13 protein-coding genes are annotated in these 15,191 nt (G+C 70.1%); 6 read left to right on the top strand and 7 right to left on the bottom strand.

Features of this window, described 5'->3' with window-relative positions:
• Nucleotides 1-5 precede the first annotated feature (5 nt).
• The 4 genes from CLV54_RS13095 (at nucleotide 6) to CLV54_RS13080 (ending at nucleotide 4,618) form a co-directional block, all read left to right on the top strand.
• Nucleotides 6-1,523, top strand: coding sequence for a sugar ABC transporter ATP-binding protein (locus CLV54_RS13095; protein WP_100345408.1), 1,518 nt, complete (start codon nucleotides 6-8; stop codon nucleotides 1,521-1,523).
• 3 nt (nucleotides 1,524-1,526) lie between these two features.
• On the top strand, nucleotides 1,527-2,549 hold the full coding sequence (locus CLV54_RS13090; RefSeq protein ID WP_100345407.1) for an ABC transporter permease: 1,023 nt from the start codon (nucleotides 1,527-1,529) through the stop codon (nucleotides 2,547-2,549).
• Between the two features lie 70 nt (nucleotides 2,550-2,619).
• Nucleotides 2,620-3,462 (top strand): polysaccharide deacetylase family protein, encoded by an 843-nt coding sequence (locus tag CLV54_RS13085; RefSeq protein ID WP_100345406.1) that lies wholly within the window; start codon nucleotides 2,620-2,622, stop codon nucleotides 3,460-3,462.
• Entirely contained in the window at nucleotides 3,455-4,618 is a 1,164-nt protein-coding gene (locus CLV54_RS13080; protein WP_100345405.1) for an amidohydrolase family protein, read from the top strand. Before CLV54_RS13085 ends, CLV54_RS13080 begins: the two co-directional genes overlap by 8 nt.
• A gap of 64 nt (nucleotides 4,619-4,682) precedes the next feature.
• On the opposite strand, the gene CLV54_RS13075 is transcribed toward CLV54_RS13080, so the two are convergent.
• The 5 genes from CLV54_RS13075 to CLV54_RS13055 all read right to left on the bottom strand — a co-directional run bounded on the left by CLV54_RS13075 (nucleotide 4,683) and on the right by CLV54_RS13055 (nucleotide 10,799).
• Nucleotides 4,683-6,020 carry an aspartate aminotransferase family protein gene (locus tag CLV54_RS13075; protein ID WP_100345404.1) on the bottom strand — a complete coding sequence of 446 codons (1,338 nt, stop codon included), beginning with the start codon at nucleotides 6,018-6,020 and terminating at the stop codon, nucleotides 4,683-4,685.
• Nucleotides 6,021-6,079: 59 nt separating this feature from the next.
• Nucleotides 6,080-7,384, bottom strand: coding sequence for a type I glutamate--ammonia ligase (locus tag CLV54_RS13070; RefSeq protein ID WP_211294544.1), 1,305 nt, complete (start codon nucleotides 7,382-7,384; stop codon nucleotides 6,080-6,082).
• A 10-nt stretch (nucleotides 7,385-7,394) separates the two neighbouring features.
• Nucleotides 7,395-8,678, bottom strand: a complete 1,284-nt coding sequence (locus tag CLV54_RS13065; protein ID WP_100345403.1) for a M20 metallopeptidase family protein — start codon at nucleotides 8,676-8,678, stop codon at nucleotides 7,395-7,397.
• A 126-nt stretch (nucleotides 8,679-8,804) separates the two neighbouring features.
• Nucleotides 8,805-9,701 carry a MurR/RpiR family transcriptional regulator gene (locus tag CLV54_RS13060; RefSeq protein ID WP_100345402.1) on the bottom strand — a complete coding sequence of 299 codons (897 nt, stop codon included), beginning with the start codon at nucleotides 9,699-9,701 and terminating at the stop codon, nucleotides 8,805-8,807.
• Nucleotides 9,702-9,776: 75 nt separating this feature from the next.
• On the bottom strand, nucleotides 9,777-10,799 hold the full coding sequence (locus tag CLV54_RS13055; RefSeq protein ID WP_100345401.1) for a 1-aminocyclopropane-1-carboxylate deaminase/D-cysteine desulfhydrase: 1,023 nt from the start codon (nucleotides 10,797-10,799) through the stop codon (nucleotides 9,777-9,779).
• A gap of 121 nt (nucleotides 10,800-10,920) precedes the next feature.
• Here CLV54_RS13055 and CLV54_RS13050 point away from each other — a divergent pair, with 121 nt between their 5' ends.
• Complete coding sequence (locus CLV54_RS13050; protein ID WP_100345400.1) at nucleotides 10,921-11,847, top strand: acetamidase/formamidase family protein; 927 nt, start codon at nucleotides 10,921-10,923, stop codon at nucleotides 11,845-11,847.
• Nucleotides 11,848-11,874: 27 nt separating this feature from the next.
• On the opposite strand, the gene CLV54_RS13045 is transcribed toward CLV54_RS13050, so the two are convergent.
• The gene (locus tag CLV54_RS13045) at nucleotides 11,875-12,720 is read right to left on the bottom strand and encodes an RDD family protein (protein ID WP_342745291.1); all 846 of its coding nucleotides are present in this window, start codon (nucleotides 12,718-12,720) and stop codon (nucleotides 11,875-11,877) included.
• A gap of 17 nt (nucleotides 12,721-12,737) precedes the next feature.
• Here CLV54_RS13045 and CLV54_RS13040 point away from each other — a divergent pair, with 17 nt between their 5' ends.
• Nucleotides 12,738-13,733: a stage II sporulation protein M gene (locus tag CLV54_RS13040; protein WP_100345399.1), complete on the top strand. Its 996-nt coding sequence runs from the start codon at nucleotides 12,738-12,740 to the stop codon at nucleotides 13,731-13,733.
• A gap of 165 nt (nucleotides 13,734-13,898) precedes the next feature.
• Here CLV54_RS13040 and CLV54_RS13035 read toward each other — a convergent pair whose 3' ends face one another.
• Entirely contained in the window at nucleotides 13,899-15,191 is a 1,293-nt protein-coding gene (locus CLV54_RS13035) for a DUF58 domain-containing protein (RefSeq protein WP_100345398.1), read from the bottom strand.

The raw sequence follows: 15,191 nt of genomic DNA, 5'->3' as shown, positions 1-15,191 counted from the left end.
GACCAGTGGCGCCAGCTAGCGAAGCATCGACCCACGAGGCGATTCGATGTCGGAACATCTCCAAGACCTACGGCAACAACACCGTGGTCACCGACGTGGACCTCTCGATCCGCGAGGGCGAGATCCACGCGCTGGTCGGCGCCAACGGCGCAGGCAAGTCGACGGTTCTGGGCATGCTGAGCGGCCGTGTCGCGCCGAGCCAGGGATCCATCGAGATCTTCGGCGCGGCACTGCCCTCGGCGAACCCCAAAGCGGCGATGGCGGCGGGTGTTCGAGCCGTCTACCAGGAGCTCACCGTCATCCCCAAGCTGTCCGCGGCCGCGAACGTGCACCTCGGCGAGGAGCGTTCGCGGTTCGGGGTGCTCTCCGAATCACGTATGGAGAAGGACTTCCTGGCGCTCTGCACCCAGTTCGGCGTGCGGATCCGGCCGAGGGCCCTCGCGGGTGACCTGCCCGTGGCCGAACAGCAGCTCATCGAGATCATGAGGGCCGTGCGGTCGAAGGCGCGAGTGCTTCTGCTCGACGAGCCCACGGCATCCCTCTCTGAGAACGAGCGCGACTTCCTGCTGAAGCTGCTCAGAGAACTGCGCAAGAGCGGGGTCGCGATCGTGCTCGTCAGCCACAACATCGACGAGGTGCTCGGCGTGAGCGACACGGTCACCGTTATGCGCAACTCGCGCACGGTGGCGTCGCAGCCGGCGACGGAGTGGACGGCGCGCACCCTCGTGTCGGCGATGGTGGGCGACTCGCCCCTGCGCATCGAGCGCGACCGGGAGCCGGTCAGGGGGGAGATGCTCCTCGAAGCGACGGGCATCATGCTCCCGGGAGCGCTCGAGAACGTGAGCCTCACCGTGCGCGCCGGCGAGATCGTCGGGCTCGCGGGCCTCGTCGGCTCGGGGCGCAGCAGCCTTCTGCGCAGTCTCGCCGGGGCGGAGCCGCAGTCCACGGGCACGCTCGCGATCCACGGCCGGGCGACGAAGTGGCCGAGCAGCGTGCGTCAGGCGATCCGCAGGCACCGCATCGCCCTGCTGCCCGAAGATCGCAAGACCCAGGGCCTCGTTCTCGGGATGTCGGTGCCCGACAACGTCACGATCACCGAGCTCGCGACCGTGAGCACGGGCGGAGTCGTGAGCCGCAGGCGGCAGCTCGGCGAGGCGCGGACCATCCTCGACAGGCTGCGGATCAACCGGCCGGCCGGCTTCTACCCCGTCGGCCTGCTCTCCGGTGGCAACCAGCAGAAGGTGGCCATCGCGAAGTGGCTGCACCACAGGCCGCAGATCCTGCTCGCCGACGAGCCGACGAGAGGCATCGACGTGCGGGCGAAGATCGAGGTGCTCGCGACACTGCGCCAGCTCGCCCGCGAGGGCATGGCCGTCGTCATCGCGAGCTCGGAGCTCGAAGAGGTTCTCGATGTGAGCGATCGCGTCATCGTGCTCTCCGAGGGGCGCCGCGTGGGTGAAATCGACATGCACACGTCTTCGCCGTCTGTCAAAGACGTGCTCAATCTCGCGTTTGGAGTGTAGAAAGTGACCGACATCAAGAACACGGATGCCGCAGCGGTGGTCGAGAACGCCCCGCCGGAGCCCGCCGCCACGACCTCGGCCGGCCGCGCCGTCGGCAAGATCGTGATCGACTACGCGATGATCGCGGTGCTCATCGCGCTGCTGATCGTCGCGACGGTCATCTACCCCGGCTTCCTCGAGCCCAACAACCTGCTGCTCATCCTCAGCCAGACCGCGCCCCTCGGGCTCGTCGCGGTGGGCATGACCTTCGTGATCATCGCGGGCGGCTTCGACCTCTCGGTCGGCGCTGTCTACGCCGTTGCCGGCACGGTCGCCGCCGCCCTCGCGCAGGACGGCGCCCCACCGGTCGTCGGCCTGCTGGCGGGCGTCGGTCTCGGCCTCGTTCTCGGCTCCGTCAACGGCGTCCTCGTGGCGCGTCTGGGCATCAACCCCTTCATCGCGACCCTCGGCACCTCGTCGGTCTATCTCGGCGGCATCCTGCTCTTCTCCAACAGCCAGCCCTTCGCCGTCTCGGACGACGGATTCAAGTTCCTCGGCGCGGGCAAGCTCGGGCCGGTGCCCGTCTCGGTCATCGTGCTCGTGCTCGTCTTCCTGATCGGCGCGGCCGTCCTGCACGTCACCCCCTTCGGGCGACGCATCTTCGCGGTCGGCGGCAATGCGGAGGCCGCGCGGCTCTCGGGCATCTCGGTGCGGATGGTGCGGGGCAGCACCTACACGATCAGCGGCTTCCTCGCCGCGCTCGCCGGTGTTATGGCGGCTTCGCGCATCGGCGTCGGGCAGGGCGATGTGGGGGCCAACGTCGCCCTCGACGCGATCGCCGTCGTCGTCATCGGAGGCACCTCGCTCACAGGCGGCGAGGGCAAGATGTGGCGTACGGCCGTGGGCCTGCTGATCCTGGCCGTGCTCAACAACATCTTCTTCAGCCTCGCCGTGGACTCCAACTGGCAGCTCGTCACAAAAGGCGCGATCGTCGTGCTCGCCGTCGCGGTCGACCAGGTCTTCCGTCACCGGGCGCGCTCGCTGTGACGGCGCCCCGCCTGCTCGAACCCGGGCGTCTCGCGAGAAGGCGCCTCCCGCTCAAGGAAAGGAAAGCCGAATGCCGATAACGATGCCCGAGGGCACGACGACAGCCGTAGCGATCACGATCGACTTCGATGCGCATTCGCCGTGGATGGGAGGCTTCGGGCTCACGAGCCCCTCGGTGCTCTCGCGTGGCGAGTTCGGCGCCGAGGTCGGTGTGCCCCGCCTTCTGAGCCTCTTCGAGAGGCTCGACATCCCGACGACCTGGTGCACGCCGGGTCACGATCTCGTGACCTTCCCCGACCGCGTCGAATCCGTGATGGCGGCCGGCCACGAGATCGCGGCCCACGGCGCCTACCACGAAGACCTGCGCTCGCTCGACGAGGAGCGCGAGCGCGAGCTCATGGTGCTGCAGCTCGAGCAGCATCTCGCGATCACGGGCCTCAAGCCCCGCGGCTACCGCTCGCCCGCCTGGGACTTCTCGGCGGCGACCATGGGCATCCTCGAGGAGTTCGGCTTCGAGTGGGACAGCTCGCTCATGGGCCGGGAGTTCGAGCCGTACCACCCGCGCCCCGTGACCCTCGCCTACGAGTCGGCGAACACCTTCGGCGCCCCCAGCCCCGTGCTCGAGCTGCCCGTCTCGTGGTACCTCGACGACTGGCCCGCCGTCGAGTACATCCCGGGGGTCTCCCCGCAGATGGGCTCGCACCGCGTGATGCTGCAGCGCTGGAAGGACATCTTCGAGTACGCCCGCACCCGCGTCGACAACGCGCTCTACACGCTCACCGTGCACCCGCAGACGATCGGCCGGGCGCACCACATCGCGGGATTCGAAGAGCTGCTGACCGAGATGCGCGGGCACGACGACGTCTGGTTCGCGACCCTCTCCGAGATCTACGACGCCTACACGGATGACTGAGCCCGACATCATGGCCGGGCTCCCGGCGGGCGTGCCAGGGGCGCTCGCCGAGCACCTGGCGAGTCTGCCGCTCGTGGACAACCACGTGCACGGCTACACGACTGCGGCCATGAGCCGCGCGGACTTCGAGCTCGCCCTCAACGAGGGATCCCTCGACCCCGTCCCCGCTTTTATGACGCAGTTCGACTCGCAACTGGGCTTCGCCCTGCGGCGCTGGTGCCCCGTGCGCCTCGGCCTGCCCGCGCACACGGAGGCTGACGAGTACTGGCGGCACCGGAGCGCCCTTCCTCTCGACGAGGTCGCCGGCGCGATGCTCTCGGGCGCGGGTGTCGAGCGATGGATCGTCGACACGGGCTTCGCGAGTGATCAGACGGCCTCGCCGACGGAGCTGGCACGGGTCTCCGGCACGCCGAGCTCCGAGATCCTCCGGCTCGAGTTCCTCGCCGAGCGGCTTCTCGCCTCGGGGTCGACCGCGACATCCTTCGCCGACGACTTCGGGAACGCTCTGCGTGCCCGTGGCGACGCTGTCGTGGGCTTCAAGACGATCGCCGCCTACCGCACGGGTTTCGACATCGACTGGTCGCGACCCGGCGCCGCGCAGCTCGAAGCGGCCGTGAGCGCCTGGATCGAGAGCGGACGCCGCAGGCTCGACGACCCCGTCATCATCTCCTTCATCGTGCACGCCGCCGCCGATCTGCGGATGCCGGTGCAGTTCCACGTCGGCTTCGGCGACCGCGACATGGACCTGCACCGCTCCGACCCGCTGCTGCTGCTGGGCCTGTTGCGCCAGCCGTCGATGGCGGGCACCCCGATCGTGCTGCTGCACTGCTATCCCTACCACCGCGAGGCGGGCTATCTCGCCCAGGCCTTCGACGACGTCTACTTCGATGTCGGCCTCGCCCTGCACTTCGTGGGCTCTCAGAGCGTCCAGCTCGTGCGGGAGTCGCTCGAGCTGGCACCTTTCGCCAAGATCCTCTACTCCTCCGACGCGTACGCCCTGCCCGAGCTGCACCTGCTCGGCTCGGTGCTCTGGCGCCGGGCGATGGCGGAGGCCCTCGGCGGCTGGGTCGCGGCGGGCGAGTGGAGCCTGCCCGACGCCATCAGGGTCGCCGGCATGATCGGCAACGGCAACTCCCGCCGCGTCTACGGCGTCTGACCCCTGTGAGACGGGAGCCGTGCCGGGGTCGGACGGCTCCCGCGAGTCCTCGGCAGCGGCGGGCTCACCAACCCGAGTAGGGCGCGACCTCCTCGTCGCTCACAAGCCCGTCGACGGCGTCGGAGATCGCCTGCTCGAGGATCGTGACGGCTGCGTCGACCTGCTCCTCGGTGATGACGAGCGGCGGCGTGATCTCGAGCACGTTGCCGCCGACGTAGAAGACGACGGCTCCGAGCTGCCAGGCGCGGTAGACGACCTTGCGGGCGAGGTCCTCGTCCCTCGTGAGGGCGGCCTTGTCGGAGACGAGGTCGACGGCGATCGCGAGCCCGCGGCCGCGCACGTCGCCGATGCGGTCGGCGACCTTATCGCCGAACCGGCCCTCACCGCGTTCGATGGCCGTGAGCGCTCCTTTCAGCTGCTCCCCGCGCTCGCGCGCCGCATCGGCCAGCCCCTCGTCGACGAGCGTCGCGAGCACGGCGCGCGCGGCGGCCGTGCTGATGGGGTTGCCCGCCATCGTGAGCAGAGCGGAGCCGGTGGCGACATCCAGGATGCGGGCCGGCCCGACGGCGGCCGAGATGGGGAGGCCGCCGCCCAGGGTCTTGCCGAAGGTGACGATGTCGGGAACGATGCCGTCGTCTTCGAAGGCGTGCAGGGTGCCCGGGCGGCCGAGGCCGACCTTGACCTCGTCGCAGATGAGGGGAACGCCGAACTCGCGTGCGAGGTCCATCAGACGGGAGAGGAAGCCGGGAGGCGGGACGATGAGCCCGCCGTCGGAGAGGATCGGCTCGACGATGACGCAGGCGACGTCATCGCCTTCGAGGGCGGCGCGCACCTGGGCGAGGCAGTAGCCGACCTCGTCCCCGCCGTTGTCTGCGTGCGGACGCAGCGGGTCGGGGTACGGCGCGAAGATCGTGCCCTCCGCGGCGGCGGCCGAGCCGCCCTCGACGTGCACACCCGACACGCCCATCGCGATGCCGACACCGCCGTGGTAGCCGTGCTCGAAGGCCAGCACCCGCTTTCTGCCCGAGTGGATGATGCAGGCGCGGATGGCGACGTCGTTGGCATCGGACCCCGCGTGCCCGAGGTACACACGGCGTTCACCGGTTCCGGGCACGAGGGCGAGCAGGTCTTCTGCGAGGCCGACGGAGTCGGGGTGCACGGCGGAGAGGCCGCCGGCTCCCGGGGGCGACTGGATGGCGCGCGTGATCGCCTCGATGACCGCGGGATGCCCGTGGCCGAGCCCGCACGCCGTCCATGTCGCCGAGAGGTCGATGAGCTCGCGGCCGTCGGGTGTCGTGAGGATGCTGCCCTTGCCGGAGGCGAGCTCGAGCGGGAAGAAGCGGAGCTTCTCGATCCCGGCGATAGCGGCCAGGTCTCGTTCGTAGAGTGTCGGTTCCGTCATGGTGGCTCCCTGTGATCGTTGCGGTCGGCTGCTCCGCTGGACTGTGTTGTTGTGCGGGGTCAGGCACTCCACCGGAAGCGGAGTCGTTCGATGGTCTGCTCGACGGGAAGGTGCGCGAAGGTGTCGACCTCGTGCTGTTTGACGGCGATGAGCGCTTCGAGCACGAGGTCGCCGAAGATCTCGCGTGCGAGCTCCGAGCCCGCGATCGACGACAGCATCTGCGGCTGCGTGGTCGGCAGCAGCCAGGCGCCGCTCGCGATCCGTTCCTCCTCGGAGAGATCGGCAGGATTCACCCGCACCTCGGGTGGCAGAGCGAGCCCCTGCTCGATGCCGGATGCCGCCATGCCGAGGATCGCGGCGCTGCTCAGGTAGGGGTTGGCCGAGGGATCCACGGCCTTGACCTCGACGTTCGCCCCTTTCGGGTTTCCGAGGGTGGCCGCACAGAAGCGCACGGCGGCCTCGCGGTTCTCGAGCCCCCAGCAGCAGTATGCGCCCGACCACATGCCGGGCTGCAGGCGCAGGGCGGAGACCGCCGAGCTCGCGAGCGCGGCCATGAACTCGGGCAGACGGGTGACGAGGCCGGCGATCGCGGAGGCCCCGTCGTCGCTCAGCCCGTACGGGCCCTCGCCGCCCGAGAAGAGCGGTGCGCCGTCGCGCGTGAGCGAGAGATGCTGATGGGCGCCGTTGCCCGAGCCGCCGGCGACGGGCACGGGTGAGAACGAGGCCCGCATCCCGTGCTTGCGGGCGGTGCGGCTGATCACGATCCTCGCGAGCACCATGTTGTCGGCGGCGCGGAGCGGCTCGGCGGGCCCGAGGGCGATCTCGAACTGGTTGTGGCCGTACTCGGCGTGCACCTGTTCGATGGGCACCCCGGCCAGCTGCGCGGCCTCGAGCAGATCGGTGAGGAAGCCCTCGGTCGACAGCACGGAGGAGAGCCCGTAAGCGGCCCAGAGCTGCGGCTCGGTCGCGTCGAAGAGCGTGAACTCGATCTCGTGCCCGATGAGCGCCGAGATGCCCGCGGAGGCGAGGCGGTTCACGGCGCGATCGAGGGCGGAGCGCGTGCATCCGGGAAAAGGCGAGCCGTCCTGGTTCGTGAAGCGGGCGGGCGCCCACCGTGTCCCGCCCCCGAGGTCGCGCAGGTCCTCGGTCGCGATGTGCAGCCTCAGGTCGCCCGCGACCGTGAAGCTCGGGCTGAAGGCGATCGCGTCGTCGACGCAGAAGACCGTCCAGGTGGGGGATGCCCCCATGCCCGACTTCACGAAGGAGTCGAGTCGGGAGGAGGGCACGACCTTCGCTCTCATCACACCGGCCATGTCGACGATCGAGCCGATGACGAGGTCGTTCGGCGAGGGCGGGTTCGTCACTGCTGATCCTTTACTGACGGGGCGAACGGTCGAGGCCTGCGTGTGCGGTGAGCCCCGGCTCGCCGGGGTGCAGAACGGTCAGGCCGCCCGCATCGAGGTTCTCCTCGATGATCCGGGAGCCGGCCAGGTAGCCGGCCAGCATGCTGTACGCGACGCGACGCACGGCATCCCGATCGGGCAGGTAGCTGTTGGAGTGGAGGCCCTCGCCGTGGCGGCCGACGGTTCCGACGAAGATCATGAGCGCGGGCGCGGCGGAGGCGTAGTGGGCGAAGTCGTCGGCCCCGAAGGAGCGGAACTCCGCCGTCGCGTCGAGGCCCTGGTGCGAGAGCAGCTGCGCGGAGATCGCCGCGAGCCGCGCATCGTTGATGAGCGGCGGATCCCCCACCACGATCTCGACGATCGCCTCGCAGCCGTGCGCGGCCGCGATGCCGTCCGCGACCTCACGGATGCGCTGGTGCACGAACTGCCGCTGTTCGGCCGAGCCGGCGCGCACCGTGCCCGAGACGACGGTCGAGCGGGGGATCGCGTTGGGCGCCCCGCCGCCGCGGATCTCGCCGACGGTGAGCACGGCGGAGTGCATGGGGTCGAGGTTGCGCGCGACGATCTGCTGGCAGGAGACGACGAAGTTGCTCGCGGCCAGCACGGGGTCGCGCGAGAGGTGCGGGTAGGCGCCGTGAGCGGCGTCGCCGATCATCGTGACCACGAACTCGTCGGAGGAGGCGTTGACCGTTCCGCTGTTCGATGCGATCGAGAGGGAGTCCATGGCGGGTTGAACGTGCGCGCCGATGATGGCCGCGACGTTCTCGACATCCAGCAGCTCGCCGCCGAGGAAGTCGAGGGCGCCGGACGGGAAGGTCTCCTCGCGTGGCTGGAAGAGGCCTACGAGCGGTCGTGGGGCGTCGTCGGCGGCCGCCGCGATCGTGTGCGCGACGGCGATGAACGCGGCCATGTGCACGTCGTGGCCGCACGCGTGCATCGCGCCGTTGGTGGAGGCCCATTCGACGCCCGTGTGCTCGGTGATCGGCAGGCCGTCCATCTCGGCCCGGATGGCGACGCTCGGACCCGATCCGCCGATCCGCGCCGTCGCGACGTGACCGGGCGCACGTCGCACGGTGCTGCCGTCGGGCAGATGGTCGATGAGCAGCTCGAGTGTGGCGCCCTCGTCGCCTGAGAGCCGCGGTGACCGGTGCAGTTCGATCCGCAGCAGATCAGCGGCCGGCAGCTGCTCGTCGAGCAGGCGGAAGAGTCGGTCGTCGAGGCGCGTCGCGCGGGGATCGCGATTCGGGAGACTCACGCGTGGTTCCCCGCGATCGCACCGGCGGGGAGGGCCGGGCGGGGAAGACCGGGTACAGGCGGCGTCATGTCTCTAATGTATCAAAGAGTTCAGATCGAATGGAATAGTCGCTATATGAATTGGTTGTTACGTTCCGGTTTCGATGCGGGAGCTGGCCTCGTCGAGGCGCAGCATCCGCTCCCGCGCGCTCGCTCCGAGGCGTTTGTGCACTCCCGCGATGAGCGTCTCGACGACGGCCATCGGGGCGACGAAACCGTCGAAGGGGCTCGGGGCCTCCACACGCGCGCTCAGCACGACGTCGGCGACCTCGGCGATCGGCGACATCCAGGGGTCGGTGAGAAGGATGATCTGGGCGCGTTTCTCGCGGGCCAGGCGCGCCATCGCGATCGTGTCGGCCTGGTAGCGACGGAAGTCGAACACGATGAGGCAGTCTTTGCGGGTGAAGCCGACGAGGCCGGTCATGATCTCGCGGGTGTCGCGGTAGTAGTGCACGCCGCCTCGCATCTGGCGCAGGTTGAGCTCGGCGTTCTCGGCGAGGATGCGCGAGAAGCGGCCACCCACGAGGTGCAGGGTGAGGTCGGTGTTCGAGAGCAGCTCGAAGGCCTTCTCGAGCTCGCTCTCCGGCAGGTCTTTGAACGTCTCGGTGAGCCCGGACTGGAAGATGCCGAGCGCACTCGAGCGGAAGCTGTCGGTCGTGCCGCTGTCGTCGTAGAGCGGCTCGAGGGTCACGGGCGACGCGGTCTTGGCGAGAAGCTCGTGCCGCAGGTCGCTCTGGAACTCGCGATAGCTCGAATAGCCGAGGCGGGCCACGAAGCGCACGACGGTCGGGCCGCTGACCTTCGCGAGCTCGGAGAGCGCCTGCGTGGTCTCCAGCCCGGCCGCGGGGTACTGCGAGAGGATGGCGCGCGCGACCTGCCGCTCCTTCGTGGAGAGCTTCTCCATGGCGGCGCGGATGCGTGCCGCCACCGTGCCCGGCTGTTGTGCGGGGGAGTCCAGGCCGCCCTCGGTGCTCTGCTCAGCCACTCGTCATCTCGCCTTCCGCATCGATCCTCGATTGGTTCAGGGTAGCCGAGGAAACAGTCCCGAGCCCCCGATTCCTCAGGCTCGCGCGTGGTCGGACTCGGCGAGCACCGCGTCACCGTGGCGCGGGTCGAAGAGCGCGTGATAGCCGCCGGTGTGCCAGAAGACGACGGGGCCCTCGATCTGCCCCGTGCGGGCGAGGTCGACGAGGGCGGCGACGGCCTTGCCCGAGTAGATCGGGTCGACGAGCAGGCCCTCCGTGCGAGCGAGCAGCAGGATCGCCTCGAGGGTGCCCTCGGTGGGGATGCCGTAGCCCTCGCCGAGGTAGGCGAGATCGAAGTCCATGTCGTGCGGGCCGAAGCTCAGGGGCGAGCCGATGAGCGCCGCGGCATCCGTGGCCAGGCTCGCGTAGGTGCCGAGCGTGTCCGGGTAGATGTCGCTCGCCACGCCGATGCCCCGTACGCGCATCGCCGTGCCGCTGAGCGCCCGGCCGAGCTGGAGGCCGGCGTGGGTGCCGCCCGACGACGAGGCGTGCACGAGCGTCGTGAACTCGACGCCCTTCTGCTCGGCCTGCGTCTGAAGCTCGAGGAAGGCCGCCGCGAAGGCGAGCGCCCCCCGCGGGGAGGAGCAGCCGACCGGCAGGTAGTACGGGGTCGCGCCGCGTGCCCGCAGATCCTGCTGGATGTCTTCGGTCAGCTGGGCGAGCTCGGGCCAGCTCACGCGCCCGACGAGCCGCACCTCGGCGCCGAAGAGCTCGTCGAGCAGCAGATTGGAGACGCGCTGCTCGGGGGCGTCACCCGAGAGCACAAGGGTGCAGCCGAGACCGAGAGCAGCGGATGCCGCGGCGGCGGCTCGCGCGGAGTTCGAGAGTCGCGCTCCCTGTGTGACGATGTGATCGGCACCCGCCTGCACGGCGTGGGCGAGCTCGAACTCGAGCTTGCGCACCTTGTTGCCGGCGAGGCCGATCGAGCCGATGTCGTCGCGTTTGCACCAGACCTCGACGCCGAGCGCCTCGCTGAACCGCTCGAGGGGGTGAAGCGGGGAGGGGAAGCCCCGCAGATCCAGTCGCGGATACTGCTCGAGGCGATCCTGTGCGGTCATGCGGGTGCCCTCTCCTCGACCGGACTGTGTGAACGATACATTACAAGATCAACTGAAATCGTTCGATATGTATCGCAAATTGATATTCTCGGAGCCACGCGATCAACGAGAAAGGCGCGATATGGCGACGTACGAGGTACCCGGCATCGTGAACCGGCTGTGGACGACGGCGCACGAGCCCGTGCTCACGATCGACGACGGCGACGTGCTCGCCTTCGAGCTGCAGGAGGCGGGCGGAGGGCAGTACGACGACTTCCGCAACGGCGACGAGGTTCCGCCCACCGACCTCGACCGGTTCTACCCGCTCGCCGGGCCCATCATGATCAACGGCGCGGAGCCGGGCGACGTCGTCGAGCTCGCGCCCCTCGAGTACAGCACGGGCGATTGGGGCTGGACCTCGATCCTCCCGGGTATGGGCCTCCTGCCCGACGACTTCTCCGAACCCCACCTGCACCGCTGGGACCTCTCGGCGCCCGGCGGAGCCGACTACAAGGGCATCGCGACGATCCCCCTGCGACCCTTCTGCGGGGTCATGGGGCTCACCCCCGTGACGGACGAACCGCTCTCGGTCATCCCGCCCGGCCGGTTCGGCGGCAACGTCGACTGCCGCGACCTCACCGTCGGCACGCGTGTCTTCCTGCCCGTGCAGACCACGGGCGCCCGGCTGATGTTCGGTGACCCGCACGCGGCGCAGGGAGACGGCGAGGTGTGCCTCTCCGCCATCGAGGCGAGCATGAGCGGTGTTATGAGGGTACGACTCCACAAGGGCCGTACGATCCAGGCGCCCCAGTTCCAGACCGCGGGGCCGTTGCGCTCCGGCATCGACGACCAGGGCTACTACGCGACCATGGGGGTGGCCTCCGACCTCATGAGCGCCGCGCAGGATGCCGTGCGCTTTATGATCGAGCATCTCGCCGGCCGCTACGGGATCGACCCCGTCGACGCCTACCTGCTGTGCAGCGTCGCCGGCGACCTCAAGATCAGCGAAGTGGTGGATGCGCCGAACTGGGTCGTCACCGCCTATCTGCCGCTGTCGATCATGAACTGACGCGGGCGCGCGGAGGACGGGGTGGGTTCAGCGTTCCGGGAAGCCGTGCGGAAGCCCGCGCAGCGCGGGCTCGAGCCGTTCCAGTCGCGTTCGCTCGAGCATCAGCGCCGCGTACTCGCGCTCGCGGCGCACAGCGGCGACGCCGAGCAGGAACGTCCAGGCGTCGACCGCGGGGATCGGCGACACGTAGGGCGAGGCATCCGCTGCGAGGGTTGCCGCCAGGCGGGCGCGGGTCTGCGGCGTGAGCTCGGGGGCCTGGGCGAGGAACTGCGCGATCCGCCGCGAGAGCGGATCCGGCATCCGTGCGACGTCGACGGTCGTCGCCCAGCCGGTGAGGGCCGGCGGAACCACCGCGGGCGCGACGAGCAGCGGGGGGACCCGTTCGTGCTGGCTGTAGGTTCCCGCGAGCAGGTCGCCGAGCCGCTTCGACCTGTCGCTCAGCAGGGAGACGATCGCGGCGAGCCCGCCGAGGGTCGCGTAGATCTCGACGACCCCCATGAGCGCCCGCACGAAGGCGTGGCGCAGGGTGATGCCGCCCCCGTCGTCGCGCACGATGCGCGCGCCGATCGCGAGCTTTCCGAGGGAGCGGCCGTGCGAGGCCGTCTCGACGACCATCGGCAGGATGACGACCGAGAGCACGATCGCGACGACGCTGAGCGCCTGCACGATCGCGCCGTCGCCGGACCCGCCCAGAAGGCTCGAGATGAGGAGGTTGAGGCCCAGGAAGACGAGCACCGACAGGAGCACGTCGATGAGGGTTCCGGCCGCACGCAGCAGCATGCTCGCGGGGCGCACGTCGAGGGCGACGGCCTCTCCCGTGATGAGCTCGTTCTCGTCGGCGACATGCGCCGAGCCCGCGGGCTGCATCGACATAACTATCATTTAAGCAGATGGACCTCGACGCCTACACACAAGCGCATCGCGAGGAGTGGAGTCGACTCGACGCCCTCGCGAAGCAGGCGACCCTCGGCGGCGCGGATGCCGACGAACTCGTGGAGCGCTACCAGAGCGGCGCGAGCCAGCTCTCGGCCATCAAGACCGTCGCGGGATCGACGCGCTCGGGCGACCGCCTCTCGGTGACGCTCTCGCGTGCGCGCCTGCGCTTCACGGGAGCCGGATCGAACCTGCTCTCGCAGATCCCCGCCTTCTTCGTGGCGCAGCTGCCGGCGGCCCTCTACCGGCTGCGCTGGCTGACCCTCGCGATCGCGGCCGCGACGGTCGTCGTGGCCGGGCTCTACGCGATCTGGGCGCTGGGCGATCCGCGCGTGCTCGCCAACTTCGGCTCGGACGCCGACCTGCGCAAGCTCGTCGACGAGGACTTCGTCGGCTACTACTCGGAGAACCCCGCGGCCTCGTTCACGGGCCAGGTCTGGACCAACAACGCGTTCATCGCCGCGCAGTGCATCGCCTTCGGCATCGTCGGCCTGTACGTGCCGTTCGTCATCCTGCAGAACGCCCAGAACCTCGGGGTCAACGCCGCCGTGATGTTCGCCTACGGCGAGGGCGACACCTTCTTCATCTACATCCTGCCGCACGGTCTGCTCGAGCTCACGGCGGTCTTCGTCGCTGCGGCGGCGGGGCTGCGCATCTTCTGGTCGTGGATCGCGCCGGGCGCCCGAACCCGCGGGCAGGCGCTCGCCGAAGACGGCCGGGCGCTCTTCACGGTGGCGATCGGGCTCGTCCTCGTGCTCTTCGTGAGCGGCATCATCGAGGGCTTCGTGACGCCCGCGCCCTGGCCGTGGCCCGTGAAGCTCGCGATCGGCGTGCTCGCCCTGGCCGCGTTCCTCGTCTACATGCTCGTCCTCGGACGCCGGGCCGTGCGGGCGGGGGAGACGGGCGACCTCGGCGAGTTCGAGGCCGGCGCCAAGCGCATCGTCGCCGGCTGAGCGCCGGCTCGCGGCATCCGCTCTCTCTTCTTCCCCCTCCCACTCAAAACGACGGAGATATTGCGCATACGGGCCAAGAAACGCTCGTTACGCCCCAAAAAGCTCGGAATCTCCGTCGTTGTGAGAACAGAGCAATTGTGAGAACAGAGGCAGGAGGGGCGGGGATCAGAGCAGGCCGGCGGCCTTGAGCGCGAGGTAGCGGTCGGCGAGGGCGGGCGGCAGCTCCTGCGGGGTGGCGGTGACGACGTCAGCCCCCAGTTGACGGACGGCGGCCGTGATCCTGCTCACATCGAGCAGGCTCCGCTCGGCCGAGGCCGCCCGGTAGAGGCTCTCGCGGTCACCGCGGTCGGATGCCGCCCGCACGACCTCGGGATCGCTCACCGAGGCGACGACCACACGGTGCCGACCGGTGAGCTGGGGCAGCACGGAGAGCAGCCCGCGCGCCGCCCCCGTGGAGTCGATCGAGGTGAGCACGACGACGAGCGCGCGCTGGCTCGTGATGGCGCGCACCTCGCCGGGCACCCGGGTCCAGTCGGTCTCGATGAGCTCGGGCTCGATGGGCGCCATCACGTCGACCATACGCGAGAGCAGCTCGGCGCCCGTCGCCCCCTGCACCCGGCCGCGGGTGCGGCGGTCGTAGGCGAGCCAGTCCACCCGGTCGCCGGCGCGCGAGGCGAGGGCGGCCAGCAGGAGCGAGGCCTCGAAGGCCGTGTCGATGCGAGGCTCGTCGGCGATGCGGGCCGCGGAGGTGCGGCCGGAGTCGACGACGATCACAACCCGGCGGTCGCGTTCCGGCCGCCAGGTGCGCACGACGAGGTCGTTGCGGCGTGCGGTCGCCCGCCAGTCGATCGAGCGCACGTCGTCTCCGCGCACGTATTCGCGCAACGAGTCGAACTCGGTGCCCTGGCCGCGCACGAGCACCGAGGTGCGCCCGTCGAGCTCGCGCAGGCGGGCGAGGCGCGAGGGCAGGTGCCGCCGCGACGAGAAGGCGGGCAGCACCCGCAGCACCGCCGCCGTCGGCATGGTCGCCTGCCGGGCCGCGAGCCGCAGCGGGCCGAAGGAGCGCACGGTCACGTGGGAGGCGTGCCGCTCGCCGCGCCGGGTCGGGGTGAGCGTCATCCGCACCACGCCGCGCTCCCCGGGCTCGATCGAGACCCGGCTGCGGGTGGGTGCGGCGCCGGCCGAGGGCTGCCAGGCGTCGCGCAGGATGCCGCGCACCGTCCGTCCGCCGCGGTTGGTCACGTAGAGCTCGCTCACGACCGTCTCGCCCAGGCGCACGCGCGCGGGAACCGAGCGCTCGAGCCCCAGGCGTCGCGGCGAGCCGGCGAGCAGGAGGTCGACGCCCGTCACGATGACCACGACGAGCAGCCACCACCAGAGCGCGACGCCGTCGCCGACGATCACGATCGGCACGACACCGAGCGCGACGAGCGCGACGAACCAGCCGGAGACCGCCAC

This window comes from Compostimonas suwonensis, assembly GCF_002797855.1.
In the GTDB taxonomy this organism is placed as follows: domain Bacteria; phylum Actinomycetota; class Actinomycetes; order Actinomycetales; family Microbacteriaceae; genus Compostimonas; species Compostimonas suwonensis.
Note: the sequence above shows the minus strand (reverse complement) of the source record. Positions and strands in the feature narration are given on the sequence as shown.